Origin of the sequence: Streptomyces sp. RLB3-17 (assembly GCF_007113425.2) — a bacterium.
GTDB classification, from domain to species: domain Bacteria; phylum Actinomycetota; class Actinomycetes; order Streptomycetales; family Streptomycetaceae; genus Streptomyces; species Streptomyces mirabilis_D.
On sequence record NZ_CP041610.2, the window covers coordinates 10,217,661 to 10,243,921 of the forward strand.

Below are 26,261 nucleotides of genomic sequence, written 5' to 3' on the forward strand. Positions count from 1 at the left end.
CATGTGCCTGGCGGTACCCGGCAGAGTGCTGGACATCGAGGAACGGGACGGCACCCGGATGGCCAACGTCGACTTCGGCGGTGTGGTCAAGGAGGTGTGCCTGGAGTACCTGCCCGACCTCCAGGTCGGCGAGTACGCCATCGTGCACGTCGGATTCGCCCTGCAGCGCCTCGACGAGGACTCGGCGAAGCAGACGCTCGAACTGTTCGCCACCCTCGGCCTGCTGCAGGAGGAGTTCGGCGACCCCTGGGAGATGGCCGCGGAGGCGGGCGAGGCCCTGCCGTCCGCGGGAGAGGAGGCGCGGAAGTGAAGTACCTCGACGAGTTCCAGGACCCCGACCTGGCACGTCGGCTGCTCGACGACATCCACTCCACGGTGACCAGGCCATGGGCGCTGATGGAGGTCTGCGGCGGACAGACGCACACCATCATCCGCCACGGCATCGACCAACTCCTGCCGGACCAGGTCGAGTTGATCCACGGGCCGGGGTGTCCCGTGTGTGTGACCCCGTTGGAGGTCATCGACAAGGCGCTGGAGATCGCCTCCCGGCCCGGAGTGATCTTCTGCTCCTTCGGCGACATGCTCCGGGTGCCCGGCACGGGACGGGACCTGTTCCAGGTGCGGGGCGCCGGCGGCGACGTACGGGTCGTGTACTCGCCGCTCGACGCCCTGCGGATCGCCCAGCAGAACCCCGACCGCCAGGTCGTCTTCTTCGGCATCGGCTTCGAGACGACCGCGCCGCCGAACGCGATGACGGTGTACCAGGCCCGCAAGCTCGGCATCCCGAACTTCAGCCTGCTGGTGTCCCACGTGCGCGTACCGCCCGCCATCGAGGCGATCATGCAGTCGCCGACCTGCCGCGTCCAGGGCTTCCTGGCGGCCGGGCACGTGTGCAGCGTGATGGGGGTGGGGGAGTACCCGGAACTGGCGGAGCGCTTCCGGGTCCCGATCGTCGTGACCGGATTCGAACCCCTGGACATCCTCGAAGGCGTACGCCGGACCGTGGCGCAGCTGGAGCGCGGCGAACACACCGTCGACAACGCCTACCCCCGTGCCGTCCGCCCGGAAGGGAATCCGGCGGCGCGGGCCATGCTGGAGGATGTCTTCGAGGTCACCGACCGGGCCTGGCGCGGCATCGGGGTGATCCCCGACAGTGGCTGGCGGCTGTCCCCGAAGTACCGGGAGTACGACGCCGAGTACCGTTTCTCGGTCGACGGCATCCAGACCCGTGAACCGGCCGCCTGCCGCAGCGGCGAGGTCCTGCAGGGCCTGCTCAAGCCGCACGAGTGCGAGGCGTTCGGCACGCTCTGCACCCCCCGCACCCCGCTCGGCGCCACCATGGTCTCCAGCGAGGGCGCCTGTGCCGCGTACTACCTCTACCGGCGCCTGGACCTCACCCCCGCGCCCCGGGAGGCGACCCCCGTTGTCTGAGACCACCGGCACCACCACCGAACTCCGTACGCCCGTACTCGACCCCGCCGCCTGGACCTGTCCGGCCCCGCTGCGCGACCAGCCGCGGATCGTCATGGGCCACGGGGGCGGCGGCGCCCTGTCCGCCGAACTCGTCCAGCACGTCTTCGCGCCCGCGTTCGGCGGTGAGGTGCTCGCCCAGCTGGGCGACGCCGCGGCACTGTCGCTGGGCGGTGTCCGGATGGCCTTCTCCACCGACTCCTTCGTGGTGCGGCCACTGTTCTTCCCCGGCGGCAGCATCGGTGACCTCGCCGTCAACGGCACCGTCAACGACCTCGCCATGAGCGGTGCCCGGGCCGCCTACCTCTCCTGCGGCTTCATCCTGGAGGAGGGCGTCGAGATGGAGACCGTCGCCCGTGTGGCCGAGGCGCTCGGCGCGGCGGCGCGGACCGCGGGCGTCGAGGTCGCGACCGGCGACACCAAGGTGGTGGAGGCCGGTCACGGCGACGGGATCTTCATCAACACGGCCGGTATCGGGCTCATCCCGGCGGGCGTCGATCTGCGCCCGCAGCGGGTCGTGCCCGGCGATGTCGTGATGGTCAGCGGTGCGATCGGCGTGCACGGCGTGGCGATCATGAGCGTGCGTGAGGGCCTGGAGTTCGGGGTGGAGATCGAGAGCGACTGCACGGCGCTCGGCGGTCTGGTCGACGCCATGCTCGCCGTCACCCCGGATCTGCATGTGCTGCGCGATCCCACCCGGGGCGGGCTGGCCGCCGCTCTGAACGAGATCGCGGCCGCCTCGGGCACCGGCGTCGTCATCCGGGAGCGTGACGTCCCGGTCCCGCCGGCCGTCGCCAACGCCTGCGCCGTGCTGGGCCTCGACCCGATGTACGTGGCCAACGAGGGCAAGCTGGTGGCGTTCGTGCCCCGCGAGCACGCCGACGCCGTCCTGGACGCCATGCGGGCGCACCCGCTGGGTACGGAGTCCAGGATCATCGGCGAGGTCGTGGACGCCCATCCGGGCATGGTGGTGGCCCGCACCGGGCTGGGCGGCACCCGGGTGGTCGACCTGCCGATCGGGGAACAGCTGCCGAGGATCTGCTGAGGCGTGGCGGGACGGCGGCGCGGGCGTCAGGTGGTGAACCCCACCTGGACGACCGCGCGCCCGTCGATCCGCGGTCGTCCACCACTGTGAGCGCGGCCCCGGTGGTCACACCCGTAGGGCCGGTGTCCTACGCGAGGCGCTCGGCGTCCCCGACGTCGTTGCGGGACACGGCCAGGTAGCCGACGAAGCCGATGATGGCGACGGTCCAGGACAGGGTGACCGGTCCCAGCCCGAGGGCGAGGCCGCCGCGGGCGTGGCTCAGGGCCATCCAGTCGGCGACCGAGGCGCCGAGCGGGCGGGTGATGACGTACGCGGTCCAGAAGGCGGCCACCGCGTTGAGGGCGCCCCACTTGTGCATGACGGCAGGGACGGCGATGGCGACGGCGTACAGCACGGCCGAGCCGAGGTAGCCGAGGCCGACCGTGGCGGAGAGGTCACCGGCGGCGGTGCCGAGCGCGAAGGTGGCCAGCACGGTGGCCCAGTAGAAGAGCTCGCGGCGGCGGGTGTGGATGCTGTGGATGGAGAGGGTCTTCTCGCTGGCGTACCAGACGGCGAACACGGCTGCCAGCGCGGCCATGAAGAAGGGGGTGGAGATCGTGTACGGGACGCCCAGGCCGACGTGCAGGACGTCCGCGGCCATGGTGCCGAACACGCTGACCATCACGATCGCCGTCCAGTAGATCCAGGCGACGTAGCGACGGGCCTTGAGCTGGACAAAGAGCGCCACCACGAGGGCCAGGCCGCCGAGGCCGACGGCGGGGATCGGCCCGAGCTTCTTGGCGAGGAGGTCCGAGGCGGTCTCACCCATGCCGGTGGTCAGCACCTTGATCACCCAGAAGTAGACGGTGACTTCCGGGACCTTGCTCGCCAGATGGGTGGGGCCGACGGCGCGACGACGGCGGGTGAGGTGCTCTGTGCTCATGCCCGCACGATGACATGGCGAACAGTGCTGGCCACAGGGGTTTTTGCCATTGCTTTGGGGCTTCTGGTGCAGGAGTTGCCAGGGCCCGCGAGGGGCCTGAACACAACCTGAACACCCACGCCGTGACCCCCGGATCCGTTGGGAAACGGCACGCATCCGATGATACGAAGAAAGGTCGCCGCCGGGCCTCGCGACGGCCCCCGCCCTTCCATTGCGCTCCCCGACCGCACGTGAGAATATCGTTCTCATTTCGAAGAATGAACTTCTTTGCTGTGGTTGAACTCAACGACGAGGGAGACACGTTGGAAGCGACGGAGTACGGGCAGGCGGCCGTCGGCCGGGTGCTGAAGGCTCAGGACCAGTTCCATCTCGGTATCGTCGTCGAGGACTTCGAGACGACCCTGGCCGAGTTCTCCTCCCTGTTCGGGTACAAGTGGTGCGGCGAGATCAGCGGGCCGGTCCCGGTCACGCTGCCGGACGCGGACGCCGTGGTCGAGCTCGGGTGCGTGTTCTCGACGACGACACCGCGTCTCGAGATCGTCCGGCGCGTCCCGGGAACCCTGTGGGAGCCGACGGCCGACGGCGCCGTTCATCACGTCGGCTACTGGTCCGACGACGTCGCCGCGGACGCCGCCGAACTGGAACGCCACGGTTTCGTCCGGGAGGCGACGCGCAAGGGTGCCGACGGCGCCCCGTTCGCGTTCCTGCGCAGCCCGGCCAGCGGCTACCGCGTCGAGCTGGTGAGCCGGGTGGCACAGCGGAGCCTGGAACGGTTCTGGGGGATGAGCGCATGACGACCGTCGGGATCGTCACCGGCGCCGGCCGCGGGATGGGGCTGGCCTGCGCGCGGCGGCTCGCCGACCAGGTGGACAGGCTGCTCCTCGTCGACCGGGACGAGGCGACCGTGACCGCGGCCGCCAAGGACCTGTCCGCCACCGCGCAGGGGGCCGTCGTCGAACCGTTCGCCCTCGACATCACCGATGCCGCGGGTCTGGCCGGGCTCGCCGCACGCGTCGGCGAACTGGGCACCCTGCGCGCCGTCGCCCACGCCGCGGGCATCTCGCCCACCATGGCCGACTGGCGTCGTATCTTCACCGTCGACCTCGTCGGGACCGCGCTGCTGGCGCAGACGCTCCGCCCGCTCGCCACCGAGGGCACGGCCCTGGTGTGCTTCGCGTCGATGGCCCCGCTGCTCGGCGGCACCGACCCCGACCCGGCCGTCGACGCGGTGCTGGACGACCCGCTCGACGAGCGGTTCCTCGACCGCGTCCACGAGGCCGTCGGGCCGGGCATCGAGGACACCGGGATCGCGTACGCGTGGGCCAAGCGCGGGGTGCACCGCTTCGTCCAGCGCGAGGCGGTGCGCATCGGGCCGCTCGGTGCCCGTGTCTGCTCGGTGTCCCCCGGGCTGATCGACACGCCTCAGGGGCGGCAGGAGTCCGCCGCCCATCCGGGGATGGAGCTGCTGCTGCGGCAGACCCCGCTCGGCCGGCTGGGGCGGTCCGAGGACGTCGCCGCGGCCGTCGCCTTCCTGTTGTCGTCCGAGGCCGGTTTCCTCAGCGGGATCGACCTTCTCGTGGACGGTGGTGTGTGCGCCGCCGTCCGGACCCGAGCCGGTCGCACGTGAGTCCCTACGAGTGCACGTGAGGCCCGTACGCCCCGTAGTGCCCGTGAGTTCAGCGGTCCGCCGCCGGCCGCTGCCGGTGGGCGGTGGCGAAGGCGCGCAGCTCGCGGGCCACATCCGGGCCGCTCGGTGTGTAGACGACCTCGTGGAAGCCGAGGTCGGCGAGCCGCGCCAGGCTTCTGCCGACCCGGGACGCGTCGCCGACCATCGTCTTGAGGTCGATGTGATCGAGGAGCCGGCGGTCGCGGTCGGGGAGGTGCGTGACATGGCCCTCGAAGGTGAGCAGATGGCGCTCCTCCTCGGGGGCGAGTTCCTCGAGAGCCGCCCGCCAGGCCCGGCCCCCGGGCAGGGCGTCGACCGCCTCGGCACCGCCCTTGGCGTACGCGTTGTGCCAGTCGACGACCCGCCACGGTCCGATGGCCTCCCGGACGCGGTCCGAGTCCCGGTCCTCGCCGGGGTCGAGCACGGTGCCGGAGATGATGGTCGCGGTCGGGAGCACGGGGTGCGGAGGCCCGATGACGCCGTCGGCCACCTTCTCGGCCAGCGCGGTGCCCCGGGGGCCGAACACGCTGATCCAGAGCGGGACCTGGATCGGTCGCGAGGCGGTGAGGCCGCTCGCGTGCAGCATCCGCACCGGCTTGCCGTCCGTGATCGCCGTCTCGCCGGCGAGCAGCCGGCGCAGGGCCGTCATGTAGTCGGCGAGGGCGTCCAGCGTCATCGGGCGCCGGCCCACCGCGAGGCGGGCGGTGAACCCCGTACCGAAGCACGCCCGGAAGCGCCCGCCGGAGACGCGGGCGACGGTGGCGATGCCGGAGGCCATGGTCATCACCGACCGCTGGCCGGGGATGAGGACGGCCGTACTGAGCCCGATGCGGGTCGTCCGCCGCGCGGCGAGGGCGAGATGGACGAAGGGGTCCTCCCACAGCGGCGCCGAATCGTAGATCCACACCCTGGAGTAGCCGAGCTCCTCGGCCAGTACGGCGAGGTCCGCGAAGTCCGGGCCCGGCGGGAGCCCGCAGGACAGCTCGAGATCCCGCATGACTTATTTCCCTCCCATTCTTGACCAACCGTCATCAAATAGTGCTCATCGACATAAAGGGGAACCCATGCCCAAGGGATATGTCATCCTCACCGAGGCCATCAAGGACGAGGCCGGAATGGAGGCCTATGGCCGGGCGTCCGCGGGATCGATCGCGCACGGCAGGGCAGCCGTCCTGGCGGTGGATACAGGGCCCCAGGTCCTGGAGGGCAGCTGGCACGGCAACCGTACGGTCGTCCTCGAATTCGAGTCCGTGGAAGCGGCGCGTGCCTGGTACGCGTCGGACGCGTACGCGGAGGCGAAGCCGCTGCGGCTGGCCGCGGCCGACTGCAACGTCGTGATCGTCTCCGGGTTCGAGATGCCGTCGCGATCCGCGTGAAAGAGCCTTGCCGGTCGCGGCCCGTGCGGTGTGCGCGGGCCGCGACCGTCAGTCCAGCGTGATGGCGCGCTCGGGGCAACTGCCCATCGCCGTACGCACGGTGTCCTCGAACTCGGCGGGTACGTCCGGTGTGAGCACCACCGCGTAGCCGTCGTCGGTCAGGTCGAACACCTCGGGGCAGAGCGACCAGCAGACCCCGTGTCCCCGGCAGCGGTCCTCGTCGACCTTCGCCTTCACGGTGCCGGCTCCTCGGCGAGGGTGAACTCGACGTTCAGGTTGGTCAGACCGCGCAGGATGTACGTCGGGATGTAGTGGTACCTGCGCTCGCCCTCGGGGCCGTGTACGCGCTCCGAGAGCCTGATGTCGGCCGTGCGGTCGAGGAGCCGCTCGATGGCCACCCGGCCCTCGGCGCGGGCCAGCGGCGCACCGGGGCAGGTGTGGATGCCCCGTCCGAACGCGATGTGGTGGCGGGCGTTGGCGCGGGAGGGGTCGAAGGTGTCCGGCTCCTCGAAGTGGCGGGGGTCGCGGTTCGCGGCCCCGTTCAGGACCATCACGGTGGTGCCGGCCGGTATGTCGACACCGCCCACCGTGGTCGGCACCCTGGACAGCCGGAAGTCGCCCTTGATCGGGCTCTCCATCCGCAGCGCCTCTTCGATGAAGTTGGGGATGAGGGCGCGCTCCTCGCGCAGTCGCCGCTGCAGCTCGGGGCGTTCGACGAGCAGCTTGAGGGCGGAGCTGAGCAGCCGGACGGTGGTCTCCTGGCCCGCGGCGAAGAGATTGGTCGCCACCCGGGCGACATCGGCGACGTCGGGCGTGGAGCCGTCCGGGAACGTCGCCGAGGCCAGACCGGAGAGCACGTCGTCGCGCGGCTCGCGGCGCCGCTCCTCGACATAGGACGCGAACCGCTCGTAGAGATACTCCAGCGGCGTGTGCTCCATCTCCCGTTCCGTGCTGCCCACACCGCCGTCCGCCTGCGGTCGGTGCTCCAGCCCCCTGACGAACTCCTCGCGGTCCTCTTCGGGCACGCCGAGCAGGTCGGTGATGACCTCCAGGGTGAACGGGCCCGCGAACCCGCTGATGAAGTCGCCCTCGCCCGGGGCGAGGAACGTGTCCAGCCGGCGGTCGGCCAGCTGCCACATCGCCGCCTCGTTCTCCTTGAGGCGTCGCGGTGTGATCAGCCGCATCAGCAGCGCGCGGTGGTCCGTGTGCGTCGGCGGGTCGAGGGTCGGAAGCTGGTCGCTGAAGGGGAGTTCGGCGCGGTGCAGCTCGATGAGTTCGCTCACGTCGTCCCCCTCGAGCGGGACCGGGAACCCGGGGAAGGGGCCGGTCACCGAGAGGCACGACGAGAACGTCTCGCTGTCGTTGAACACCTGAACCGCTTCGTCGTACCCCGTCACCATCACCACGTCGTGGTGGCTCTCGCGCTGTACGGGACACTTCCCGCGCATCGCCTCGAAGTACGGGTAGGGGTCCGCGACGAGCCCGTCGTCCCGGAAGAAGTTCATCGCCTCGAAGTCGTTCACCGTGTGCAACGCTCCCTTCGGCACCGCAACGTGTGGGTCCCGGTGGTCGTGAATGGTGGGTCGGCTGGGCTCGGGCGGTCGCCGGGCCGGGTCAGGGCAGCGGCTCGGCGACGCGGTGGATCTCGGCGCCGGCGCCGGTGTCGACGCCGTACAGCGCCAGTGGCGCCGCGTTGTTGAAGAACTCGCTCTCCTGCTGGACGAAGGTGAGCTTGCCGGTGAAACAACTCCCCTTGCGCGGCAGGTCCTCGACCCGGCCGACGTTCAGCCGGGCCCGCTTGAAGACCCCCTCGCCCTCGACTTCGCAGAACGCGGGTGAGACGCAGTCCTCGTAGGACACCACTCCCGTTCCCAGGTCCGGGTAGTGCTCGGTCCAGCTGCCCTCGGCCGGCTTCGGATAAGGGGCCATCGCGTCAGTCCTCCGATACGGGCGTTGCCTGAACGGTTACGGCCACAGGCGAGAACTGCATTCTCTTCACTGAGTATAAGATTTCCATGGTGCGGCTGCCCCGTCAACGGTCGGCGGGGGTCCGGGTGAATCCGGGGCTCTCGACGGTTCGGCACGACCTTGCCGGCCTGGGTTCGTGGAAGCCCGCGCGACACCGGCGTCCCGGCGACCTGCGCCTGGCGCCGTCGCGGAGCGTGGCGCCGCGTGCCCTGTCTCGGATCAGCGTCGTGAATCCGGCGTCGAATCGCTTGTTCGCGCGGCGCATCGCGCGGTGAATTGTCTCGCGGCGGGCGCGGAGGTCGCGCGGATATCGCGCAGTGAATTCACGGCGTACGGATATGGATTCGTGGACGACGCGTGACGCTCCGGAATCGCCCCCTCGCCCGGCGCCACGCCCCTTGGATGATTCTCCGGGATTGTTTCGACATTGTTTGGCTGACCGATATGCGGGAATTGTCCTAGGAGTGCTTCGGACAGGAGGCACGTCCGTGGGAGCTGGTCCGCCAGATCGCCGGATGTCTCCCGTCCGGTTTTTTGTGCGCGCCCTCCCGCGGGGACTGCCCCGTCGGCAACCCCTGAGGGAGTTGTGAGCACTATGCGCATGACGTCCGGCACCAAAAGACATCCCCATGACGACGCCCCCGACACCGCCGCGGCCTTCGTCCGCCTCGCCGGGCTGCCGGCCGGGCCCGAGCGGCAGGCGCTCCGCGAGGAGATCATCCGGTCCTGGCTGCCCATGTCGGAGCGTGTCGCCGGCCGCTACCGGGGCAAGGGCGAGTCGGTCGAGGACCTCAACCAGGTGGCCGCGCTCGGCCTGGTCAAGGCCGTCGACCGCTACGACCCCGAGCTCGGCAACGCCTTCGAGAGCTACGCCGTCCCGACCATCACCGGCGAGATCAAGCGGCACTTCCGCGACCACATGTGGACCCTGCACGTCCCGCGCCGCGTCCAGGACGTGCGCAACAGGGTGCGCGCGGCCCTCAAGGACCTGTCGCAGACGATGCAGGGCCAACGGCCCACCGTCGCCGAGATCGCCGCGTACGCGCACCTGAGCGAGGACGAGGTGCGTACCGGTCTCGAGGCCCTGGACAGCTTCTCCGCCCTCTCCCTGGACGCCGAACTGCCCGGCGGGGACGACGGCTACGCGCTCAACGACGCGCTGGGCGCGCGCGACACCGGATTCGACCTGGTCATCGATCGCGAGTCGGTGAAACCGGCCCTGCACGAACTCCCCGAGCGCGAACGGGCCATCCTCTACCTGCGCTTCTTCCAGGGCATGACGCAGAGCTGCATCGCCGACCAGCTCGGCATCTCACAGATGCACGTCTCGCGCCTCCTCAGCGACTGCTGCGCCACCCTGCGCGAACAGGTGCTCGCCGATGCGGCCTAGGGTCTGCCCGGGCGTGCGAGTGGTGGTGGACAACACCCGGCCGCCCGGGGGGTCGCCCCGTCCGGGCGGTCGGAGGCGAGCTCACTGCCGAACCCTCCCGGGAGCGGTTGGCCAGCGGGCCACCTCTCTCTGAACTACCTGGGTGGATCAGATCCAAACAAATTCGCGCCTACGGGGCGGGGGGACTGTCCGGGATTTGCGTGGGCCCGTACTTGTCGAGCGTGTCCTCCAGTGCCGCGCGAATATCGGGCGGCAGATCTCCCTGCCGCCCCCAGACGAGAATCATTTCCGCGACAGTGCGCAGCTTGACGTTCGTGTGCTGAGAGACTTCCCGGAGTACGGCCCAGCCCTGGTCGGGCGACACCCGGCCGAGGGCGACCACCATGCCGATGGCCTGGTCCACCGTGGCGTGCGAGGTGACGGCCTCCTTCAGCTGGTCGACCTCTTCCCGCAACTCGACCATCCGGTCCGCCGTGTCGGAAGGGGAAGCCGACTCCTGCGGCGCGTCGCACGGTTCGGCGCCTCCCGAACGGGCGTCTGACGTCATCGTCCCCTCCGGGGCCTGGATCCTGGTGGCGGAAGCCGTCGTCCTCGGAGTCCATCGTGGCCACTCGGCCGGTCAGGTGCCAGTGCGGACCGCGCCCATATACCGCCCCCGCAGTCCGCCGCCCGCTCACGCGACCAGGGTCACCGCCGCCACGGCCGGCGTCCGCAGGGTGCGGCGGGCCGTGAACAGGACGGTCCCCAGGGTCACCGCCGTCGCGACCGCGACGACGGCGAGCCAGATACCAGGCCCCTGGCCAGGCCACGGGGAGCCCGTGCGCACGGCGCTGAACGCGAGGACCCCGGCGAGCCCGGCAACCGTGCCCAGGAAGACGCCCGTCACCGTCAGGATCAGGCCCTCGGCGCCGACCACCCCGAGCACCTGCCCCGGCGTCGCACCCACCAGCCGTTGCTGCCCGAACTCCCGGCCGCGGTAAGTCGTCGCCGCGTACAGGGAGTTGATCAGCATGACGCAGCAGAAGACCACGATGACGCCGACGACCGTGAGGTTGAGCGTCTCGAGGTTCTTCGCGTCGACCGACTTCGGAACACCGGAGGCCCTGATCGCGTCGCTCTCGACCGCCTGCATGGTCAGCGTCGCCGACGCCATGCAGGTGAAGAGGATCAGCGGCATCAGGACACCGGACATCTCCGCGGCACGCCGACGCAGGTTCCGTACGGCCAGATACCCGCTCGGGCCCGTCAGGGGCAGCCGGTCCAGCAGGCCCCCCAGCAGCCGCGGCGCCAGCAGCGCGCACCCCACGGACAGCAGGATCGCCCCGTACGCGGGAGGCGCCATCAGCGCGGCGTCCTCGGCCGAGAACGCGAAGGTGGAACAGACCGCCGCGCCACCGGCGAGCAGAGCCGCGTACGCGAGGAACGTCCGTGCCCGACCCCGGGGGCGACGGCGGAGCGTCACCCGACGCACCGCGAGGAACGCCGCGCCCGCCGCGGCCGACACCGTGATGGCGATGCCCGACCCGAGGGCGACGGGACCGAAGGAGTAGTCGACGGACCGGGCGACCTGGCCGCTGTCCTGGAAGACGCCCAGCAGGGCGCGTCCGCCGAGCATCGCCGGACCGATCGCCAGTACCGCGCCCACCAGCGCGATCGCCACCGCCTCACCCACGACCATCCGCCGGATCTGCGCGGGAGTCGCCCCGGAGCACCTGAGCAGCTCCATCTCGGCGCCGCGCTGACGGACGTTCACCGTCAGGGTCGAGGCGATCGCGAAGAACACCAGCAGGGTCCCGTAGCCGCCGACGACGCCCGCCGCGGTGGACAGCGACTCCGCGCTCACGGAGTCCACGCCCGGCCGCGCGGCCGTGTCGTGCAGGGAGTTGAAGGTCATGACGACCGCCGCGCCGAGGAAGGCGGACAGCAGGGTCGCCGTGGCGCGCCCGGGGCGCTGCCGGAGGGAACGCAAGGCCAGAGCGAACACGGCTCACACCCCCACCCTCGTGTCGTCGCCGAGGTGCGCCAGACGCTCGGCCACGGCGTCCGCCGTCGGCGCGTGCAGTTGGCCGGCCATCCGCCCGTCCGCGAGGAACACGACCGCGTCGGCGTACGAGGCGGCGAGGGGGTCGTGCGTCACCATGACGACCGTCCTGCCGTGCACCCGCACCGCCTCCTGAAGCAGCCGCAGCACCTCCCGTGCGCCGCGGCTGTCGAGGGCGCCGGTCGGCTCGTCCGCGAAGATCACCCGAGGCTCGGCGACCAGCGCCCGGGCGATCGCCACCCGCTGCTGCTGCCCGCCGGAGAGCTGGTCGGGCAGGCTGCCGAGCCGGTCGCCCAGACCGACCGCCGTCAGGATCTCCCGCGCCCGGGCCCGGTCGACGCGCCGCCCGGCGAGCTTCAGCGGCAGGATCGTGTTCTGGGCGACGGTCAGCGTCGGCAGCAGGTTGTACTGCTGGAAGACGAAACCGATCCGACCGCGCCGGAACCTCGTCAGCTCGGCCTCGCCGCGGCCCGTCATCTCCGTTCCGTCGACCCGCACGATGCCGCTGTCGGGTCGCTCCAGCCCCGCCGCGCAGCGCAGCAGCGTGGACTTGCCGGACCCCGAGGGCCCCATGACGGCGGTGAAGCTGCCGCGCGCCAGGCCGAGGCTCACCCCGTCCAACGCGGTCACGGCGCTCTCCCCGGCGCCGTAGGTCTTGCCGACCTTGACCAGCCGCAGTGCCTCCTGGGCGGGTTCCGATCCGTTCGTACGTCGCGAGGTGCGGCGAAACATCGTCATCACTCTCCGTCCGGCACGCCCTGTGCCTCGCTCACGACGCTACGGAGCGAACGCTCGACCCACATGGGGCGCAGAACCCGTATCGCGGGGTGTACTCAGCGACACCCCGTACGGGTCACCAGAACGCGCCGACTCCCGCCCGCCCCCGATGGAATGGACGCGTGACCGCGCCCCCGGACGACTGTCTCGCCCGCAACGAGTGGATCTGCGGTGAGTATCTGAGCACGCGCCGCCAGATCCTCCTGGACGCGGTCGTCCAGCACCTCCAGCTCACGGCGGTCTCCGTGCTCGTCGGACTCGTCATCGCGGTGCCGCTGGCCGTCCTTGCCCGGCGCTGGGGCTGGGCGGCCGGACCCGTCCTCGCGGTGACCACGATCCTCTACACCATCCCGTCCCTCGCCATGTTCTCGCTGCTCCTGCCCGTGTACGGGCTGTCGGCCACGCTGGTCGTCTCCGGACTCGTCCTCTACTCGCTGACCCTCCTCGTCCGGAACATCCTCGCGGGCCTGCGCGCCGTCCCCGAGGAGACCCGGCAGGCCGCCCGCGGCATGGGATACGGGCCCATCCGCCTCCTGCTCACCGTGGAACTTCCGCTCGCGGTGCCCGCCTCGATGGCCGGACTGCGCATCGCCACCGTCTCGGCGGTCTCACTGGTGACGGTCGGCGCGATCGTCGGCTTCGGGGGACTCGGCAATCTCATCTACGCGGGCATGAACACCTACTTCAAGGCGCAGGTCCTCACCGCGTCCGTACTCTGCGTCGTCATCGCCGTCGCCGCGGACCTCCTCCTGCTCGCGGTGCAGCGGCTCCTCACCCCCTGGACCCGGGCGGCCCGCGGATGAACGCCCTGACCGGGGCCTGGGACTGGCTCAGCGACCCCGCGCACTGGTCCGGGGACGACGGCGTCTGGCACCGCCTCGCCCAGCACCTCGTCCTGACCGTCGTCTGCCTCGTCATCAGCTGCCTCATCGCGCTGCCCGTCGCGCTCGTCCTGGGCCACCTCGGCAGGGGCGGCGCGCTCGCCGTCAACATCTCCAACATCGGCCGCGCCGTCCCCACCTTCGCCGTACTGGTCCTGCTGCTGCTCACCCCGCTCGGCAAGTGGGGCGAGGGTCCGACCGTCGTCGCGCTGGTCCTCTTCGCCGTACCGCCGCTGCTCACCAACGCCTACGTCGGGATGCGCGAGGTCGACCGGAGCGTGGTCAGCTCGGCGCGAGGCATGGGGATGACCGGTCGACAGATGCTGTTCCACGTAGAACTGCCCCTTTCGCTCCCGATGGTCATGAACGGCGTACGGATCGCCGCGGTCCAACTCGTCGCGACCGCCACGATCGCCGCGCTCGCGGGCGGCGGCGGACTCGGCCGGATCATCACCGCGGGCTTCAACCTGGCGAGTACCCCGCAGGTCCTCGCCGGCGCGATCCTCGTCGCCGTGTTCGCCCTGATCGTCGAGGGGATCTTCGAGATCGCCGAACGGCTGGCACCGCGCTGGGCGAGGGGCATCCGATGAGGCGAGGTGGCGCCCTGCTGAGCCTGGTCCTGCTGACCGGCTGCGCCACCGGCCCGTCCCTGGAGAACCGCGGCGCGGTCACCGCGCCGCCCGGCGACAGCAAGCACCTGACCATCGGCTCGGCCGGGTTCACCGAGAGCGACCTGCTGGCCCAGATGTACGCGCTGCTGCTCGACCAGGCCGGATACAAGACCTCCATGCTGACGGTCGCCAACCGCGAACTCTACGAACCCGCCCTGGAATCCGGCCAGATCGACGTCGTACCGGAGTACGCGGCCACCTTCGCGGACTGGCTGAACGCCAAGACCCACGGAGCGGACGCGCCGCCCGTCGGCTCACCCGATCTCGCCACCACGATGAAGGCGCTCCGATCGCTGGCCACACCGCGCGGCCTCACCGTCCTCGACCCCGGCAGGGCCGTCGACCAGAACGCCTTCGCGGTGACGGCGGCGTATGCCGGGCAGCATCACCTGAAGACACTCAGCGACCTCGGCGCGTCCCGTCTTCCGGTACGGCTCGCGGCGGGCGACGAGTGCGTCCAACGGCCCTACTGCGAGCCCGGGTTGAAGAAGACGTACGGCATCGACATCACCGGCGTCGACCCGAAGGGTGTGGGCACCACCCAGGCGAAGCGGGCCGTGCAGAGTGGTCAGGACCAGATGGTCCTGACCACGACGACGGACGCGACGCTCGACGAGTTCGGCCTCGTCCTCCTCGCCGACGACAAACATCTGCAGAACGCCGACTACATCGTGCCCGTCGTCAACCGCTCGCGCGCCGGCAGCGAGGGCGTCATCAAGGCACTCGGCAAGGTCAACGACGTGCTCACCACCGCGGACCTGGCATCGATGAACCAGCAGGTGGACAGCTGGCGACGGCTGCCCGAGGACGTGGCGCGGACCTATCTGAAGGACAAGGGCCTGCTGAAGTGATGCCCTCAGTGCCCTCAGTGCCCTCGGACGCCCTCGAACACCCTCAGATCCGGCGCCAGCGCGCCATCGCGAAGGAGAACAGACCGAACAGCACGAGTCCGGCGGCGACGCACACCAGCAGCCACGGTCCCGCAGGGGTGTGGGCGAACGAGCGGATCGTGTCGTCCAGCCCCTTCGCCCGGTCGGGTTCGTAGTCGATCGCCGCGCGCACGGCGAAGCACCCCGCCGCGGCGAACACCAGCCCGCGCGCCGCGCCACCGCCCACGCCGGTCACATCCACCAGCCGCCGCGTGCGCGCCGACATCTGACCGAGCTTCAGCTTCTTGTGGTACTTGCGCAGCACGGCCCGCCCGCCGATCAGCAGACCCGCCACGACGATGCCGACTCCGGCGGCTCCGACGATCCACTGCCCCGCAGGCAGATTCAGCACCTTGGCCGTCACGTCCCGCGACTGCTGGTCGCTCGGACCCTTCCCGCCGCTGCCCGAGCCCGCCGCGAACGAGAGCACCGAGTAGGCGACGAACGCGTAGAACACGAAGCGCCCGGCCGACAGCAGTCGCTTCTTCGCCGCCCGGCCGTCCGGCCCGGCGGAACCGAAGCACGCCTCGGACAGCCGCCACAAGGCCATGCCGACGAGGCCGACGGCCAGCGCCCACAGCAGCACCGCGCCGAAGGGCTGTTGCGCGATCTCCGCGACCGCACCGTTGCGGTCCGCCTGTTTCTTCCCGTCCCCGAAGGCGATCCGCAGCGCCAGCACACCGACCAGCAGGTAGATCACGCCCCGCGCGGTCAGACCCGCCCGGGCGGCGTACTCCACCCCCGAGCCCCTCGCCGCGCGCCGAGCCTTGATGCGTCCGGTCCGTGCCGTCGCACTTGCGTTCATGTGGACCTCCCGCGGAACGGGTGCCCTCGCATCGGAGAGACACACGTGTGCGGAAGTGGCCGGATTGCGGTGTTCCGATGCCGGATGAGGCCTTCCTCCCCGGGTTTGTCTCGCTACGCTTCAAGGAGGTGCTCTGCCACGGGGGGTTCACATGGCCAGTGCGGGATTCCGGTACGAGAACGAGCGCCCGCTCCCCGGCGTGTCGTCCCAGCCCGCGAGGGAGACCGCGCATGAGGCGGGGGAGCCGATCCACCGGCGGGGGATGGCCGGGGTACCGGCATGGACGCCGCATGGTGCACCGCCGACGGCTGGGCCGGCACAGGCACCGCGCGCCGCCGGACCCCCGCTCATCGACTACCGCGACTACGAGTCCCTGCTGCGCCTGGCCCGCGCGCCGAATCCCGAGCGGATCAGCCCCCTGCGTCCCGACGAGCCGACGACTCCGTTGGTCTATGTCTTCGGCCCGATCACCGACAGCCAGGTGGCGATCGGCTCCCAAGGGAATGTGACCCAGAATCAAACCGACGCACGGCCCGAGCAGTTGTACCGGACGCACTTCCAGCCGGCGCGGCGTGCCGACCCCGTACAGGTGGTGGAAACCCTGCGGGTCGAGGTCGATCGGCTGGGGTTCGACCTCTACTCGCAGTACGTCATTCGGCAGGCCGCGGCGGTGATCAAGGTGGAGCTGGCCCGCCCCCCGATCGATGAGGAACGGGTCCGCGGGGCCGTCGAGCAGATCCTCGCCTGCCTGGCCCGGCAGCTCGGCGGCGCCCCACTCACCGCCCGTCTGGCGGCCCTGGCGGCTCGCCTGAAGGCCGTCTTCGGTAGCGCGACGGAAGGGAACTCCGCTTCAGGAGACATACGTTGACGTGGGACGCCTGCGCGGTCTGCTGGGCCCGATCAGGGCAGTACTGCCGCGGGCGCCCCAAAGGGGCGCGGGGAACTGCGCGCCCAGCCACAACGAACCCGCACCGCCGAACAACCCGCACCCCCCGCCCAACCCGCACCGCCGAACAACCCGCACCGCCGAACAACCCGCACCCCCCCGCCCAACCCAGCGGAGCGCTCACGCATCGGAGATCGAGTCGATCGACACCTGCCCCCGCCGCACTCCCCGCGCATCCGCGTCCACCGACCGCCGCAGTGCCTCGTGCAGTTTCGCCGGGGTGAGTACGCCGAGGAAGCGGGCCCCGTCCAGTACCGCGACCCAGCCCGCGTCGTGCTGGAGCATCACGCCGAAGGCCTGCTTCAGCGGGGCGCCCACCGGGACCCACGAGTTCATCCGGTGGGCGCGGTCCCCGACGGACCCGCCCGCCGTCAACTCGTCGACGCCCACCCACCCGTGCAGGTCGTCCTCCGTGTCCAGGACGACCGCCCATCGCGCGCCCTGCGCGTGCAGGCGGGCGACCGCCGTCTCGGCGGGCTCGTCCAGGCGGGCGACGGGCGGCTGTTCCAGGTCGTCGGGCTCGATGTCGGTGACCGACAGCCGCTTCAGCCCGCGGTCGGCGCCGACGAACTCGGCGACATAGGGGGTGGCCGGGGTGCCGAGCACGGCCCCCGGCGTGTCGAACTGCTCGATGCGGCCCTGCCCGTACACCGCGATGCGGTCGCCGAGCCGTACCGCCTCCTCGATGTCGTGCGTGACCAGCAGCACCGTCTTGCGCACGGCCTCCTGCATGCGCAGGAACTCGTCCTGCAACTGTTCCCGGACCACCGGGTCGACGGCCCCGAAGGGCTCGTCCATCAGCAGTACGGGTGGATCGGCGGCGAGCGCCCGGGCCACCCCGACCCGCTGGCGCTGGCCGCCCGACAGCTGTTCCGGATAGCGCGAGCCGTACGTCTTCGGGTCCAGGCCCACCAGGTCGAGCAGCTCCGCGGCGCGCGTCCGCGCCTTCGCCTTCTTCCAGCCGATGAGCGTCGGCACGGTCGCCGTGTTGTCGAGGATCGTCCGGTGCGGGAACAGGCCCACCTGCTGGATGACGTACCCGATACGCCTCCGCAGCCGCACCGGATCGACCGTGGCGATGTCCTGGCCGTTCACGAAGATCCGGCCCGAGGTCGGTTCGATCAGCCGGTTCACCATCATCATGGTCGTCGTCTTGCCGCAGCCCGACGGGCCGACGAGCGTGACGAGTTCGCCCTCCGCGACCTCGAACGAGAGGCCGTCCACGGCCGTCGTGCCGTCCGGATAGCGCTTGGTGACCTGTTCGAACCGGATCATCCCCTCACGCTAACCGCGCAGGTCACTCCCCGCTCACCAGCACCACTTCCAGGGTGCGCGGACCGTGCACCCCCTCGACCCGGTCAAGCTCGATGTCGCTGGTCGCCGACGGGCCGGAGATCCAGGTCAGCGGGCGGGTCGGATCCAGTCGCTCCAGGGCCTGGGGCACGGAGGAGACGACCTGGTCGGGGACGCGGACGACGCAGATGTGGTGATCGGGGACCAGCGTGATGCGACGGCGTCCCTGGTCAGGGCCACCGTCCAGGACGAGGGTGCCGGTCTCGGCGATCGCGAGCGCGCACGCGGTCACGACGCTGTCGACGCGGTCCAGCTCGCCCGAGGTGTCCTCGGCCCGGTCCGGGACGCGCGTCACCTCCGACGCCGCCAGCCACCGCGCGTCCAGTCCCGCCGGTAGGACCACCGACGTCGAACCGTGTCCGGCGAGCAGCCCGGCGATGGTGGGGGCCAGCTCGTCGGCCGCGCAGCGGTGCACCAGCGCCCGGTAGTCGGCGAGGTTCTCCGCCAGCAGATCCACCGTCTGCTCGACGCTCCGAGACCCGTGCTCGCGCAGGTACCCCCGCTCAATGGCCTGCTCGTACGGCGTGTCGTCCCGCGGCACATCGGCGAGCGCGCGCCGTACCCGCCCCAGGATCAGATCCCTGCTGCTCACTTGTCGGTGTCCTTTCCGCCGTGCGTACGCTGCCACCAGTCGCGGAACGGCTCCGCGGGCACCGTCGGGAGATCCCGGGTGCCGCTCCACGCCTTGCCCGGACCGGGCAGCGAGCGTGGATGGAAGCGGCGCGTTCGGGAGGCGAGCCGCTGACCGGTGCGCAGCGCGCCCGGGTGGCTGAACGCCCAGCGTGCCGCCCGCATCGCCGCCCGCTCGGCAGCGTGCCCCTTGGCGGGCTTGAGGACGACCTTGTTGCCCTCCCGCGTCACCGGACCGCCCTCGGCGATCCGTTCGCGCAGGTGGACGAGGACCTCCGGGATGTCGATGGCGACCGGGCAGACCTCGTAGCAGGCGCCGCAGAGCGAGGAGGCGTACGGGAGCGAGGCGTCGATCTCGCTTGCGGTGCCACGGAGTTGGGGGCTGAGGATCGCGCCGATCGGGCCCGGGTAGACCGAGCCGTAGGCGTGACCGCCCGCGCGCTCGTACACCGGGCAGACGTTGAGACACGCCGAGCAGCGGATGCAGCGCAGGGCCTGGCGGCCGACCTCGTCGGCGAGGGTGTCGGTGCGGCCGTTGTCGATGAGGACCAGGTGGAAGGTCTGGGGGCCGTCCTCCTCTGTGGTGCCCGTCCACATCGAGGTGTACGGGTTCATGCGCTCGGCGGTCGAGGAGCGGGGGAGGGTCTGGAGGAAGACCTCCAGGTCCTGCCAGGTCGGAACGATCTTCTCGATGCCGACCACCGAGATCAGCGTCTCTGGCAGGGTCAGACACATCCGGCCGTTGCCCTCGGACTCCACGACCATCAGGGTGCCGGTCTCGGCGACCATGAAGTTGGCGCCGGAGATGCCGACCTTGGCGCGCAGGAACTTCTCGCGCAGGTGCAGTCGGGCGGCCTCGGCCAGTTCGGCGGGCGTGTCGGTGAGGCCTTCCGGCGCCGGGCGGCCCCACTCGCTCATCTCGCGCGCGAAGATGTCGCGGATCTCGCCGCGGTTGCGGTGGATGGCCGGGACGAGGATGTGGGAGGGCCGGTCCTTGCCCAACTGCACGATGAGCTCGGCGAGATCGGTCTCGTAGGCGTGGATGCCCTCGGCCTCCAGGGCCTCGTTGAGGCCGATCTCCTGGGTGGCCATCGACTTGACCTTGACGACCTCGCTCTCCCCGGTCATCTTCACCAGGTCGGCGACGATCCGGTTGGCCTCGTCGGCGTCGGCGGCCCAGTGCACGATGCCCCCGGCCGCGGTGACCGACTCCTCCAACTGCACGAGGTAGCGGTCGAGATGACGGAGCGTGTGGTCCTTGATCTGCTTGCCGGCCTCGCGCAGCGCGGCCCAGTCGTCGAGTTCGGCGACGGCGACCGCCCGCTTGGCGCGGATCGTGTGGGTGGCGTGGCGCAGATTGCCGCGCAGGGTCGGGTTGTTGACGGCCTCGTGCGCCGCCTTGGGGAAGGCCGGGTGGGCGGGTGGGGGAAACGACGGCATGCCGACGAAGGTGCCACTCATGCGCTCGGCTCCTCTTCCGTACTGGCCAGGATCTCCGCGATGTGCACCGGCCGCATCCGTGTCTCCAGCCGGGTCATCGTGCCGCCGATGTGCATCAGACAGGAGTTGTCGGCGGCGCACAGCACCTCCGCGCCCGTCGACTCGGCGTTGTGCACCTTGTCGGCGCCCATCGCGGCCGAGACGTCGGCGTTCTTGACGGCGAACGTGCCGCCGAAGCCGCAGCACTCGTCCGCGCCCGGCAACTCGCGCAGTTCGAGACCCTTGACGGCCTGGAGGAGCCGGCGCGGCCGGTCGCCGAGCCCGAGACTGCGCAGCCCGTGACAGGTGGGGTGGTAGGTGACGGTGTGCGGGTAGTAGGCGCCGACGTCCGTCACGCCGAGCACGTCCACCAGGAACTCGGTGAGCTCGTACGTCTTCGGCACGACCGGGGCGAGGGTGGCCGCGAGGGTGTCCCCGCGGCCCTCCGCCCGCGCCCGCTCACCCATCCGCGGATACAGCTCCCGCACCATCGCGCCGCACGACCCGGAGGGTGTCACGATCGCCTCGTAGTCACCGAAGACATCGGAGAAATGCCGGGCCAGTGGCTCGGCCTCATGCCGGTACCCGGTGTTGTAGTGGGCCTGCCCGCAGCAGGTCTGCGCCATCGGGAAGTCGACCTCGACGCCCAGTCTGGTCAGCAGTTTCACCACGGCGCGGCCGGTGTCCGGATAGAGCGTGTCGTTGACACAGGTCAGGAACAGGGCGACACGCATCGCGGCTCCTTGGGATCGATCATCGGATGAGTGCAGGGTACGCGGAGGGCGGGCGGCAGGGGAGCCCCCGCTCATGGACACGGACGAGTCCCCCTCGCGGACGGGTGAAAGGCGCCCGTCACGGCGGGCGGGAGTTCCGGTTCACCCGCGGGTGAGTCGGTCCTGGGCGGCGCGCCAGGCCGCCGCGTCGCCCCGGGGCTCGTACCGCCGCAACGGCTGTGTACGGGCGAGGAGCCGCCGCATCGACGTACGGTCGCCGACCAGACCGTGTGCGCGGGCCTGGACGAGGACGTTGCCGAGCGCGGCGGCCTCCGCCGGGCCGGCCACGACCGGCAGTCCGCAGGCGTCGGCCGTCAGTTGGCACAGGAGCTCGTTGCGGGTGCCGCCGCCGACGATGTGGACGACGTCGACCGGGTGGTCGGCGAGGGCCTCCGCTTCGCGGATCGCCCTGCGGTGGGCGAGGGCGAGGGAGTCGAGAATGCAACGGGTGATCTCGGCGCGCGACTCGGGCACGGGCTGTCCCGACTCCCGGCAGGCGTCGGTGATCCGGTCCGGCATCCGGCCGGGGGCCAGGAACGTGGCGTCGCCCGCGTCCACCACCGACCGCAGCGCGGGCACCTCCGCGGCGGCCCGCAGCAGCGCACCCAGATCGGGCTGCCCCCATTCCCGTACACACTCCTGGAGCAGCCACAGCCCCATGATGTTCCGCAGATAGCGGACCGTGCCGTCCAGGCCCAGTTCATTGGTGAAGTTGGCCGCGCGGCTCGCCTCGGTGAGGACCGGCCGCTCCAGCTCCAGGCCCGCGAGGGACCAGGTGCCGGTGCAGATGTACGCGAACCGCTGGCCCGCCGCCGGGACGGCGGCGACCGCGGACGCGGTGTCGTGCGAGCCGACGGTCGTCACCGGGACCGGGCCCCTCAGCCCGGTCTCCTCCAGGACCCGCGGGAGCAGCAGACCGGCCGGGTCGCCCGGCTGTCGCAGCGGCGCGAACAGCGTGAGGTCGATGCCGAGCCGGTCCGCGAGGTCGTGGGACCAGTCACGGGTGCGCGGGTCGATCAGCTGGGTGGTCGAGGCGTTGGTGATCTCCGTGCCCGCCTCGCCCGTGAGCCAGTACGCCAGCAGGTCGGGAACGAGCAACAGCCGCTCGGCGGCGGCGAGTTGAGCCGTCGAGCGGGCCGCCGTGAGCTGGTACAGGGTGTTGAAGGGCGCGTACTGGAGCCCGGTCGCCGCGTACAGCTCCGCGGCGGGCACGGTGGCCCACACCTTCTCCGCGACCCCCTCGGTGCGGGCGTCGCGGTAGTGCACCGGGTTGCCGAGCAGCGCGCCGTCGGCGTCCAGCAGCCCGTAGTCCACGGCCCAGCTGTCGATGCCGACGGAGTCGACCTGCCCGGCCGCCCGCAGTCCGTTGAGCACCCCCGCGTACAGCGAGAGGATGTCCCACCGCAGCCCCTCGGGGACCCGCACCGGCCGGTTCGGGAAGCGGTGCGCCTCCGTCAGTTCCAGCGACTCGGGGCCGACGCGGCCGACCATGACGCGCCCGCTGGACGCGCCGAGGTCGACCGCGGCGAAGCTCTTCACGTGCTCGCTCATCGCAGGAAGGCCGCCGCGACACCCGCGTCGACCGGGACGTGCAGACCGGTGGTGTGGGTCAGATCCCCACCCGTCAGGGCGAACACGGCGTTCGCCACGTGCTCGGGCAGCACCTCGCGCTTGAGGATGGTCCGCTGGGCGTAGAACTCGCCGAGCTTCTCCTCCTCGATGCCGTACGTCGCCGCGCGCTGCGCGCCCCAGCCGCCCGCGAAGATGCCCGAGCCGCGCACGACCCCGTCGGGGTTGATGCCGTTCACCCGGATGCCGTGCTCGCCCAACTCGGCGGCAAGGAGCCGTACTTGATGCGCCTGGTCGGCCTTGGTGGCGGAGTACGCGATGTTGTTCGGGCCTGCGAAGACCGAGTTCTTGGACGCGATGTAGACGATGTCCCCGCCCAGCTCCTGCTGGATCATCACCCGCGCCGCCTCCCTCGACACGAGGAAGGAGCCACGGGCCATGATGTCGTGCTGGAGGTCCCAGTCCTTCGCGGTGGTCTCGAGCAGCGGCTTGGAGATGGAGATACCGGCGTTGTTCACCACCAGGTCGACGCCGCCGAAGGCGAGCACCGCCGCCCTGAAGGCTTCGGCGATCTGCTCCTCGGAGGTCACGTCGACGGTGACGGCGACGGCCTTGTCGGGCCCGCCCAGCGAGGAGGCGACCTCGGCGGCGTTCTCCGCGTCGAGATCGGCGATCACCACGCACGCGCCCTCGGCGACGAGCCGTTCGGCGATCGCCTTGCCGATCCCGCTGCCCGCCCCCGTCACCAGCGCCACCCGGGTGGCGAGCGGCTTCGGCTTCGGCATCCGCTGGAGCTTGGCCTCCTCCAGCGCCCAGTACTCGATGCGGAACTTCTCCGACTCCTCGATCGGCGCGTACGTCGAGACCGCCTCGGCGCCCCGCATCACGTTGATCGCGTTGACGTAGAACTCGCCGGCCACGCGCGCGGTCTGCTTGTCCTTGCCGAAGGAGAACATGCCGACACCGGGGATCAGCACGATCGCCGGGTCCGCGCCGCGCATGGCGGGGGAGTCGGCGTCGGCGTGCCGCTGGTAGTAGGCCGCGTACTCCTCGCGGTACTCGCCGTGCAGCTCCTTCAGCCGCGCGATCGCCGCGTCCAGTTCCACGGTCGGCGGCAGATCGAGGACGAGCGGCCGGACCTTGGTCCGCAGGAAGTGGTCGGGGCAGGAGGTGCCGAGCGCGGCGAGGCGCGGGTGCTCGGCGCTCGCGAGGAAGTCGAGGACGACGTCGGAGTCGGTGAAGTGGCCGACCTGCGGCTTGTCCTGCGAGGCGAGGGCCCGGACGAACGGCGCCAGCGCCGCGGCCCGCTCCCGGCGCCGGGCGGACTCCAGGGCCGCGTACCCCTCGACGACGGGCCCGAAGGGCTCCGCCTTGCCACGCTCGACGAGGAACGCCTCGGCGGTGCGGATGATGTGCAGCGAGTTCCGCTCGCACTCCTCCGCCGTGTCGCCCCACGCCGTGATGCCGTGCCCGCCCAGGACGCAGCCGATCGCCCGCGGGTTGGCCTCCTTGACCGCCGCGATGTCCAGACCCAGCTGGAAGCCGGGCCGGCGCCACGGCACCCACACCACACTGTCGCCGAAACACTCGGCGGTCAGCTTCTCGCCGTCCGCCGCGCAGGCCAGCGCGATCCCGGAGTCGGGGTGCAGATGGTCGACGTGGGCAGCGTCCACCAGCCCGTGCATCGCCGTGTCGATGGACGGGGCCGCGCCGCCCTTGCCGTGCAGGCAGTAGTCGAACGCGGCGACCATCTCGTCCTCGCGCTCGACCCCCGGGTAGACCGCCGTCATCGCCCGCAGCCGGTCAAGGCGCAGCACGGCGAGCCCCGCCCCGGTCAGGGTGCCGAGATCCCCACCCGACCCCTTCACCCACATCAGCTCGACATCACCGCCGGTCACAGGATCGGTGTCGGTGCCCTTCGCGGAGGCGTTGCCGCCCGCGTAGTTGGTGTTACGAGGATCAGCACCGAGCCGGTGCGACCGGGCCAACAGAGCGGCGGCTTCGGGATGGGATGCCATGTTCCTGGTCCTTAGAGGAAAGAAAGAAGGGTGAGATATGACGTACCTGCGGTGAAGCGCCCCGAAGGGGCGCGGGGCTGTGACATTTTGCGGCTCCGCCGCGTGGGCGCGACCAGCCACATACGGCCCGCAGCCTGCAACGGTCCGCACAGGGCAGACGAGATTCAGCCGCTCACGCCCCCCACCCCGCCTGCTGCCCACCGACCCGCTCCGCCGCGATCTTCTCCGCCCACCCGGACCGGCGATACGCCGAGACGGGATCCGCGTCCAGCCCCAGCTCCTCGCGCACCTCACCCAGCAACGGCCGCACATCGGTGTTGTACGCGTCCATGATCACCGCGTTGGCCGCGAGCACATCCCCGGTACGCTGCGCGTCGGCCAGCGCCGCACCGTCCACGAGCAGCGCCTTCGCCGTCGCCTCCTGCACGTTCATCACGGAACGGATGATCGCCGGGATCTTCGCCTCGATGTTGTGGCACTGGTCGAGCATGAAGGCGACGTCCGGCGTGAAGCCACCGCCGCGGATCACCTCGTACATGATCCGGAACAGCTGGAAGGGATCGGCCGCACCGACCATCAGGTCGTCGTCGGCGTAGAACCGCGAGTTGAAGTCGAACGCGCCGAGCTTGCCCTCGCGCAGCAGCGTCGCGACGATGAACTCGATGTTGGTGCCGGGCGCGTGGTGCCCGGTGTCGACGACGACCTGCGCCTTCGGGCCGAGCTTGAGGCAGTGCGCGTACGCCGTGCCCCAGTCCGGGACGTCCGTCATGTAGAAGGCGGGCTCGAAGAACTTGTACTCCAGCAGCATCCGCTGGTCGTCCCCGAGTCGCTCGTAGACCTGGGCCAGGCCCTCGGCCAGCCGGTCCTGGCGCTCGCGGATGTCGTCCTGACCGGGATAGTTCGTACCGTCGGCGAACCAGAGCTTCAGGTCCTTCGAACCCGTCGCGTCCATGATGTCCACGCACTCGAGCAGGTGGTCGACAGCCTTCCGGCGGACGGCGGCGTCCGGGTGACAGATGGAGCCGAGCCTGTAGTCGTCGTCCTGGAAGGTGTTGGAGTTGATCGCGCCCAGCTTCAGGCCGCGCTCCTGCGCGTACTTCGCCAGCGCCCCGTAATCGTCGACCTTGTCCCAGGGGATGTGCAGCGCGACGGTCGGCGCGGCCCCCGTGAAGGCGTGCACCTGGGCGGCGTCGTCCAGTTTCTCGCGCGGATTGCGCGGGACTCCGGGCTGCGCGAACACCTTGAAGCGGGTTCCCGAGTTCCCGTACGCCCACGAGGGCGTCTCTACTGCCTGGGTCTTGAGGGCGGTCTTCACCGCGGCAAGCTCGGTCACTTCGGGGCTCCTGTGACTTCGGGTGTGGCTTCGGTTTCGAACGACTTGTGGAGTCGGGTCCGAACTGCACTTCTGCCTGATCGGAACAGCTCTTCCGCCTGAAACGATCTGAAACGATTCAGAAGGCCGAAGCTATGAGCCGCCCGAAGGCGTGTCAAGCCCCTGGGTGAAGTCAGCCCTCCGTGACTCGGTTGTGACCATCGGCTATCGAAAATTTCG

Annotated in this window: 27 protein-coding genes; 11 read left to right on the top strand and 16 right to left on the bottom strand. The window is 70.8% G+C overall.

From position 1 onward, the window contains the following. Position 1 precedes the first annotated feature (1 nt). The 3 genes from FNV62_RS45885 (at position 2) to hypE (ending at position 2,515) form a co-directional block, all read left to right on the top strand. A complete protein-coding gene (locus FNV62_RS45885; RefSeq protein WP_097287735.1) occupies positions 2-310 on the top strand; it encodes a HypC/HybG/HupF family hydrogenase formation chaperone in 309 nt (102 codons plus the stop codon). Then, a complete protein-coding gene (gene hypD / locus FNV62_RS45890; RefSeq protein ID WP_054232498.1) occupies positions 307-1,431 on the top strand; it encodes a hydrogenase formation protein HypD in 1,125 nt (374 codons plus the stop codon). Before FNV62_RS45885 ends, hypD begins: the two co-directional genes overlap by 4 nt. A gap of 94 nt (positions 1,432-1,525) precedes the next feature. Further along, positions 1,526-2,515, top strand: coding sequence for a hydrogenase expression/formation protein HypE (gene hypE / locus FNV62_RS45895; protein ID WP_225900923.1), 990 nt, complete (start codon positions 1,526-1,528; stop codon positions 2,513-2,515). Positions 2,516-2,642: 127 nt separating this feature from the next. Here the strand turns inward: hypE and FNV62_RS45900 are convergent, their stop codons facing one another. Beyond that, positions 2,643-3,437 (bottom strand): hypothetical protein, encoded by a 795-nt coding sequence (locus FNV62_RS45900; RefSeq protein ID WP_097287737.1) that lies wholly within the window; start codon positions 3,435-3,437, stop codon positions 2,643-2,645. Between the two features lie 257 nt (positions 3,438-3,694). On the opposite strand from FNV62_RS45900, the gene FNV62_RS45905 reads away from it, so the two are divergent. Beyond that, positions 3,695-4,231, top strand: coding sequence for a VOC family protein (locus FNV62_RS45905; RefSeq protein WP_225900621.1), 537 nt, complete (start codon positions 3,695-3,697; stop codon positions 4,229-4,231). After that, positions 4,228-5,064, top strand: a complete 837-nt coding sequence (locus FNV62_RS45910; RefSeq protein WP_143629521.1) for an SDR family oxidoreductase — start codon at positions 4,228-4,230, stop codon at positions 5,062-5,064. The genes FNV62_RS45905 and FNV62_RS45910 overlap by 4 nt, the downstream gene beginning before the upstream one ends. A gap of 49 nt (positions 5,065-5,113) precedes the next feature. On the opposite strand, the gene FNV62_RS45915 is transcribed toward FNV62_RS45910, so the two are convergent. After that, a complete protein-coding gene (locus FNV62_RS45915; protein ID WP_143629522.1) occupies positions 5,114-6,100 on the bottom strand; it encodes an LLM class flavin-dependent oxidoreductase in 987 nt (328 codons plus the stop codon). A gap of 67 nt (positions 6,101-6,167) precedes the next feature. Between FNV62_RS45915 and FNV62_RS45920 the strand changes: the two genes are divergently transcribed. After that, positions 6,168-6,479, top strand: a complete 312-nt coding sequence (locus FNV62_RS45920; RefSeq protein ID WP_060896013.1) for a DUF1330 domain-containing protein — start codon at positions 6,168-6,170, stop codon at positions 6,477-6,479. Positions 6,480-6,527: 48 nt separating this feature from the next. Here FNV62_RS45920 and FNV62_RS45925 read toward each other — a convergent pair whose 3' ends face one another. From FNV62_RS45925 to FNV62_RS54825, 3 genes are all read right to left on the bottom strand, one after another. Next, entirely contained in the window at positions 6,528-6,716 is a 189-nt protein-coding gene (locus FNV62_RS45925) for a ferredoxin (protein ID WP_054232492.1), read from the bottom strand. Then, a complete protein-coding gene (locus tag FNV62_RS45930; RefSeq protein ID WP_143629524.1) occupies positions 6,713-8,002 on the bottom strand; it encodes a cytochrome P450 in 1,290 nt (429 codons plus the stop codon). Before FNV62_RS45930 ends, FNV62_RS45925 begins: the two co-directional genes overlap by 4 nt. A 91-nt stretch (positions 8,003-8,093) precedes the next feature. Next, the gene (locus FNV62_RS54825; RefSeq protein ID WP_205522323.1) at positions 8,094-8,408 is read right to left on the bottom strand and encodes a hypothetical protein; all 315 of its coding nucleotides are present in this window, start codon (positions 8,406-8,408) and stop codon (positions 8,094-8,096) included. A 634-nt stretch (positions 8,409-9,042) separates the two neighbouring features. Between FNV62_RS54825 and FNV62_RS45940 the strand changes: the two genes are divergently transcribed. Beyond that, positions 9,043-9,837 carry a SigB/SigF/SigG family RNA polymerase sigma factor gene (locus FNV62_RS45940; RefSeq protein WP_143604101.1) on the top strand — a complete coding sequence of 265 codons (795 nt, stop codon included), beginning with the start codon at positions 9,043-9,045 and terminating at the stop codon, positions 9,835-9,837. Positions 9,838-10,006: 169 nt separating this feature from the next. Here FNV62_RS45940 and FNV62_RS45945 read toward each other — a convergent pair whose 3' ends face one another. The 3 genes from FNV62_RS45945 to FNV62_RS45955 form a co-directional block, all read right to left on the bottom strand. Next, positions 10,007-10,300, bottom strand: coding sequence for an ANTAR domain-containing protein (locus FNV62_RS45945; RefSeq protein WP_225900924.1), 294 nt, complete (start codon positions 10,298-10,300; stop codon positions 10,007-10,009). A 210-nt stretch (positions 10,301-10,510) separates the two neighbouring features. Next, positions 10,511-11,821: an FtsX-like permease family protein gene (locus tag FNV62_RS45950; RefSeq protein ID WP_143629526.1), complete on the bottom strand. Its 1,311-nt coding sequence runs from the start codon at positions 11,819-11,821 to the stop codon at positions 10,511-10,513. A 3-nt stretch (positions 11,822-11,824) separates the two neighbouring features. Beyond that, a complete protein-coding gene (locus tag FNV62_RS45955) occupies positions 11,825-12,616 on the bottom strand; it encodes an ABC transporter ATP-binding protein (protein ID WP_060899305.1) in 792 nt (263 codons plus the stop codon). A 161-nt stretch (positions 12,617-12,777) separates the two neighbouring features. Here FNV62_RS45955 and FNV62_RS45960 point away from each other — a divergent pair, with 161 nt between their 5' ends. Genes FNV62_RS45960 through FNV62_RS45970 form a run of 3 tightly spaced genes read left to right on the top strand, consistent with a single transcriptional unit; the run spans position 12,778 to position 15,058 of the window. Continuing rightward, a complete protein-coding gene (locus tag FNV62_RS45960; protein WP_097287748.1) occupies positions 12,778-13,458 on the top strand; it encodes an ABC transporter permease in 681 nt (226 codons plus the stop codon). Beyond that, entirely contained in the window at positions 13,455-14,126 is a 672-nt protein-coding gene (locus FNV62_RS45965; protein WP_097287749.1) for an ABC transporter permease, read from the top strand. Before FNV62_RS45960 ends, FNV62_RS45965 begins: the two co-directional genes overlap by 4 nt. Next, complete coding sequence (locus FNV62_RS45970; protein ID WP_097287750.1) at positions 14,123-15,058, top strand: ABC transporter substrate-binding protein; 936 nt, start codon at positions 14,123-14,125, stop codon at positions 15,056-15,058. The genes FNV62_RS45965 and FNV62_RS45970 overlap by 4 nt, the downstream gene beginning before the upstream one ends. A 43-nt stretch (positions 15,059-15,101) precedes the next feature. On the opposite strand, the gene FNV62_RS45975 is transcribed toward FNV62_RS45970, so the two are convergent. Beyond that, positions 15,102-15,941 (bottom strand): DUF1206 domain-containing protein, encoded by an 840-nt coding sequence (locus FNV62_RS45975; protein WP_143610277.1) that lies wholly within the window; start codon positions 15,939-15,941, stop codon positions 15,102-15,104. Positions 15,942-16,092: 151 nt separating this feature from the next. Between FNV62_RS45975 and FNV62_RS45980 the strand changes: the two genes are divergently transcribed. After that, a complete protein-coding gene (locus FNV62_RS45980; RefSeq protein WP_143604108.1) occupies positions 16,093-16,809 on the top strand; it encodes a hypothetical protein in 717 nt (238 codons plus the stop codon). Positions 16,810-17,007: 198 nt separating this feature from the next. On the opposite strand, the gene FNV62_RS45985 is transcribed toward FNV62_RS45980, so the two are convergent. From FNV62_RS45985 to rhaI, 7 genes are all read right to left on the bottom strand, one after another. Beyond that, positions 17,008-18,162 (bottom strand): ABC transporter ATP-binding protein, encoded by a 1,155-nt coding sequence (locus tag FNV62_RS45985; protein WP_143629528.1) that lies wholly within the window; start codon positions 18,160-18,162, stop codon positions 17,008-17,010. 22 nt (positions 18,163-18,184) lie between these two features. Further along, the gene (locus FNV62_RS45990; RefSeq protein WP_054232485.1) at positions 18,185-18,832 is read right to left on the bottom strand and encodes a LutC/YkgG family protein; all 648 of its coding nucleotides are present in this window, start codon (positions 18,830-18,832) and stop codon (positions 18,185-18,187) included. Beyond that, positions 18,829-20,331 carry a LutB/LldF family L-lactate oxidation iron-sulfur protein gene (locus tag FNV62_RS45995; RefSeq protein WP_097287753.1) on the bottom strand — a complete coding sequence of 501 codons (1,503 nt, stop codon included), beginning with the start codon at positions 20,329-20,331 and terminating at the stop codon, positions 18,829-18,831. The genes FNV62_RS45990 and FNV62_RS45995 overlap by 4 nt, the downstream gene beginning before the upstream one ends. Continuing rightward, a complete protein-coding gene (locus FNV62_RS46000; RefSeq protein ID WP_143604110.1) occupies positions 20,328-21,083 on the bottom strand; it encodes a (Fe-S)-binding protein in 756 nt (251 codons plus the stop codon). The genes FNV62_RS45995 and FNV62_RS46000 overlap by 4 nt, the downstream gene beginning before the upstream one ends. A gap of 141 nt (positions 21,084-21,224) precedes the next feature. Continuing rightward, on the bottom strand, positions 21,225-22,673 hold the full coding sequence (locus FNV62_RS46005; RefSeq protein ID WP_211179159.1) for a rhamnulokinase: 1,449 nt from the start codon (positions 22,671-22,673) through the stop codon (positions 21,225-21,227). Then, on the bottom strand, positions 22,670-24,709 hold the full coding sequence (locus FNV62_RS46010) for a bifunctional aldolase/short-chain dehydrogenase (protein WP_143604111.1): 2,040 nt from the start codon (positions 24,707-24,709) through the stop codon (positions 22,670-22,672). Before FNV62_RS46010 ends, FNV62_RS46005 begins: the two co-directional genes overlap by 4 nt. A gap of 172 nt (positions 24,710-24,881) precedes the next feature. Further along, entirely contained in the window at positions 24,882-26,042 is a 1,161-nt protein-coding gene (gene rhaI / locus FNV62_RS46015) for an L-rhamnose isomerase (RefSeq protein ID WP_054233459.1), read from the bottom strand. Positions 26,043-26,261 lie beyond the last annotated feature (219 nt).

What these genes read in the sequence shown, in the direction of transcription:
- FNV62_RS45885 (WP_097287735.1), top strand. Translation starts at nt 2, where the DNA reads ATGTGCCTGGCGGTACCCGGCAGAGTGCTGGACATCGAGGAACGGGAC.
- hypE (WP_225900923.1), top strand. Translation starts at nt 1,526, where the DNA reads ATGGGCCACGGGGGCGGCGGCGCCCTGTCCGCCGAACTCGTCCAGCAC.
- FNV62_RS45900 (WP_097287737.1), bottom strand. Translation starts at nt 3,437, where the DNA reads ATGAGCACAGAGCACCTCACCCGCCGTCGTCGCGCCGTCGGCCCCACC.
- FNV62_RS45905 (WP_225900621.1), top strand. Translation starts at nt 3,695, where the DNA reads ATGAACTTCTTTGCTGTGGTTGAACTCAACGACGAGGGAGACACGTTG.
- FNV62_RS45910 (WP_143629521.1), top strand. Translation starts at nt 4,228, where the DNA reads ATGACGACCGTCGGGATCGTCACCGGCGCCGGCCGCGGGATGGGGCTG.
- FNV62_RS45915 (WP_143629522.1), bottom strand. Translation starts at nt 6,100, where the DNA reads ATGCGGGATCTCGAGCTGTCCTGCGGGCTCCCGCCGGGCCCGGACTTC.
- FNV62_RS45920 (WP_060896013.1), top strand. Translation starts at nt 6,168, where the DNA reads ATGCCCAAGGGATATGTCATCCTCACCGAGGCCATCAAGGACGAGGCC.
- FNV62_RS54825 (WP_205522323.1), bottom strand. Translation starts at nt 8,408, where the DNA reads ATGGCCCCTTATCCGAAGCCGGCCGAGGGCAGCTGGACCGAGCACTAC.
- FNV62_RS45940 (WP_143604101.1), top strand. Translation starts at nt 9,043, where the DNA reads ATGCGCATGACGTCCGGCACCAAAAGACATCCCCATGACGACGCCCCC.
- FNV62_RS45945 (WP_225900924.1), bottom strand. Translation starts at nt 10,300, where the DNA reads ATGGTCGAGTTGCGGGAAGAGGTCGACCAGCTGAAGGAGGCCGTCACC.
- FNV62_RS45955 (WP_060899305.1), bottom strand. Translation starts at nt 12,616, where the DNA reads ATGACGATGTTTCGCCGCACCTCGCGACGTACGAACGGATCGGAACCC.
- FNV62_RS45965 (WP_097287749.1), top strand. Translation starts at nt 13,455, where the DNA reads ATGAACGCCCTGACCGGGGCCTGGGACTGGCTCAGCGACCCCGCGCAC.
- FNV62_RS45970 (WP_097287750.1), top strand. Translation starts at nt 14,123, where the DNA reads ATGAGGCGAGGTGGCGCCCTGCTGAGCCTGGTCCTGCTGACCGGCTGC.
- FNV62_RS45975 (WP_143610277.1), bottom strand. Translation starts at nt 15,941, where the DNA reads ATGAACGCAAGTGCGACGGCACGGACCGGACGCATCAAGGCTCGGCGC.
- FNV62_RS45980 (WP_143604108.1), top strand. Translation starts at nt 16,093, where the DNA reads ATGGCCAGTGCGGGATTCCGGTACGAGAACGAGCGCCCGCTCCCCGGC.
- FNV62_RS45985 (WP_143629528.1), bottom strand. Translation starts at nt 18,162, where the DNA reads ATGATCCGGTTCGAACAGGTCACCAAGCGCTATCCGGACGGCACGACG.
- FNV62_RS45995 (WP_097287753.1), bottom strand. Translation starts at nt 20,331, where the DNA reads ATGAGTGGCACCTTCGTCGGCATGCCGTCGTTTCCCCCACCCGCCCAC.
- FNV62_RS46000 (WP_143604110.1), bottom strand. Translation starts at nt 21,083, where the DNA reads ATGCGTGTCGCCCTGTTCCTGACCTGTGTCAACGACACGCTCTATCCG.
- FNV62_RS46005 (WP_211179159.1), bottom strand. Translation starts at nt 22,673, where the DNA reads ATGAGCGAGCACGTGAAGAGCTTCGCCGCGGTCGACCTCGGCGCGTCC.
- FNV62_RS46010 (WP_143604111.1), bottom strand. Translation starts at nt 24,709, where the DNA reads ATGGCATCCCATCCCGAAGCCGCCGCTCTGTTGGCCCGGTCGCACCGG.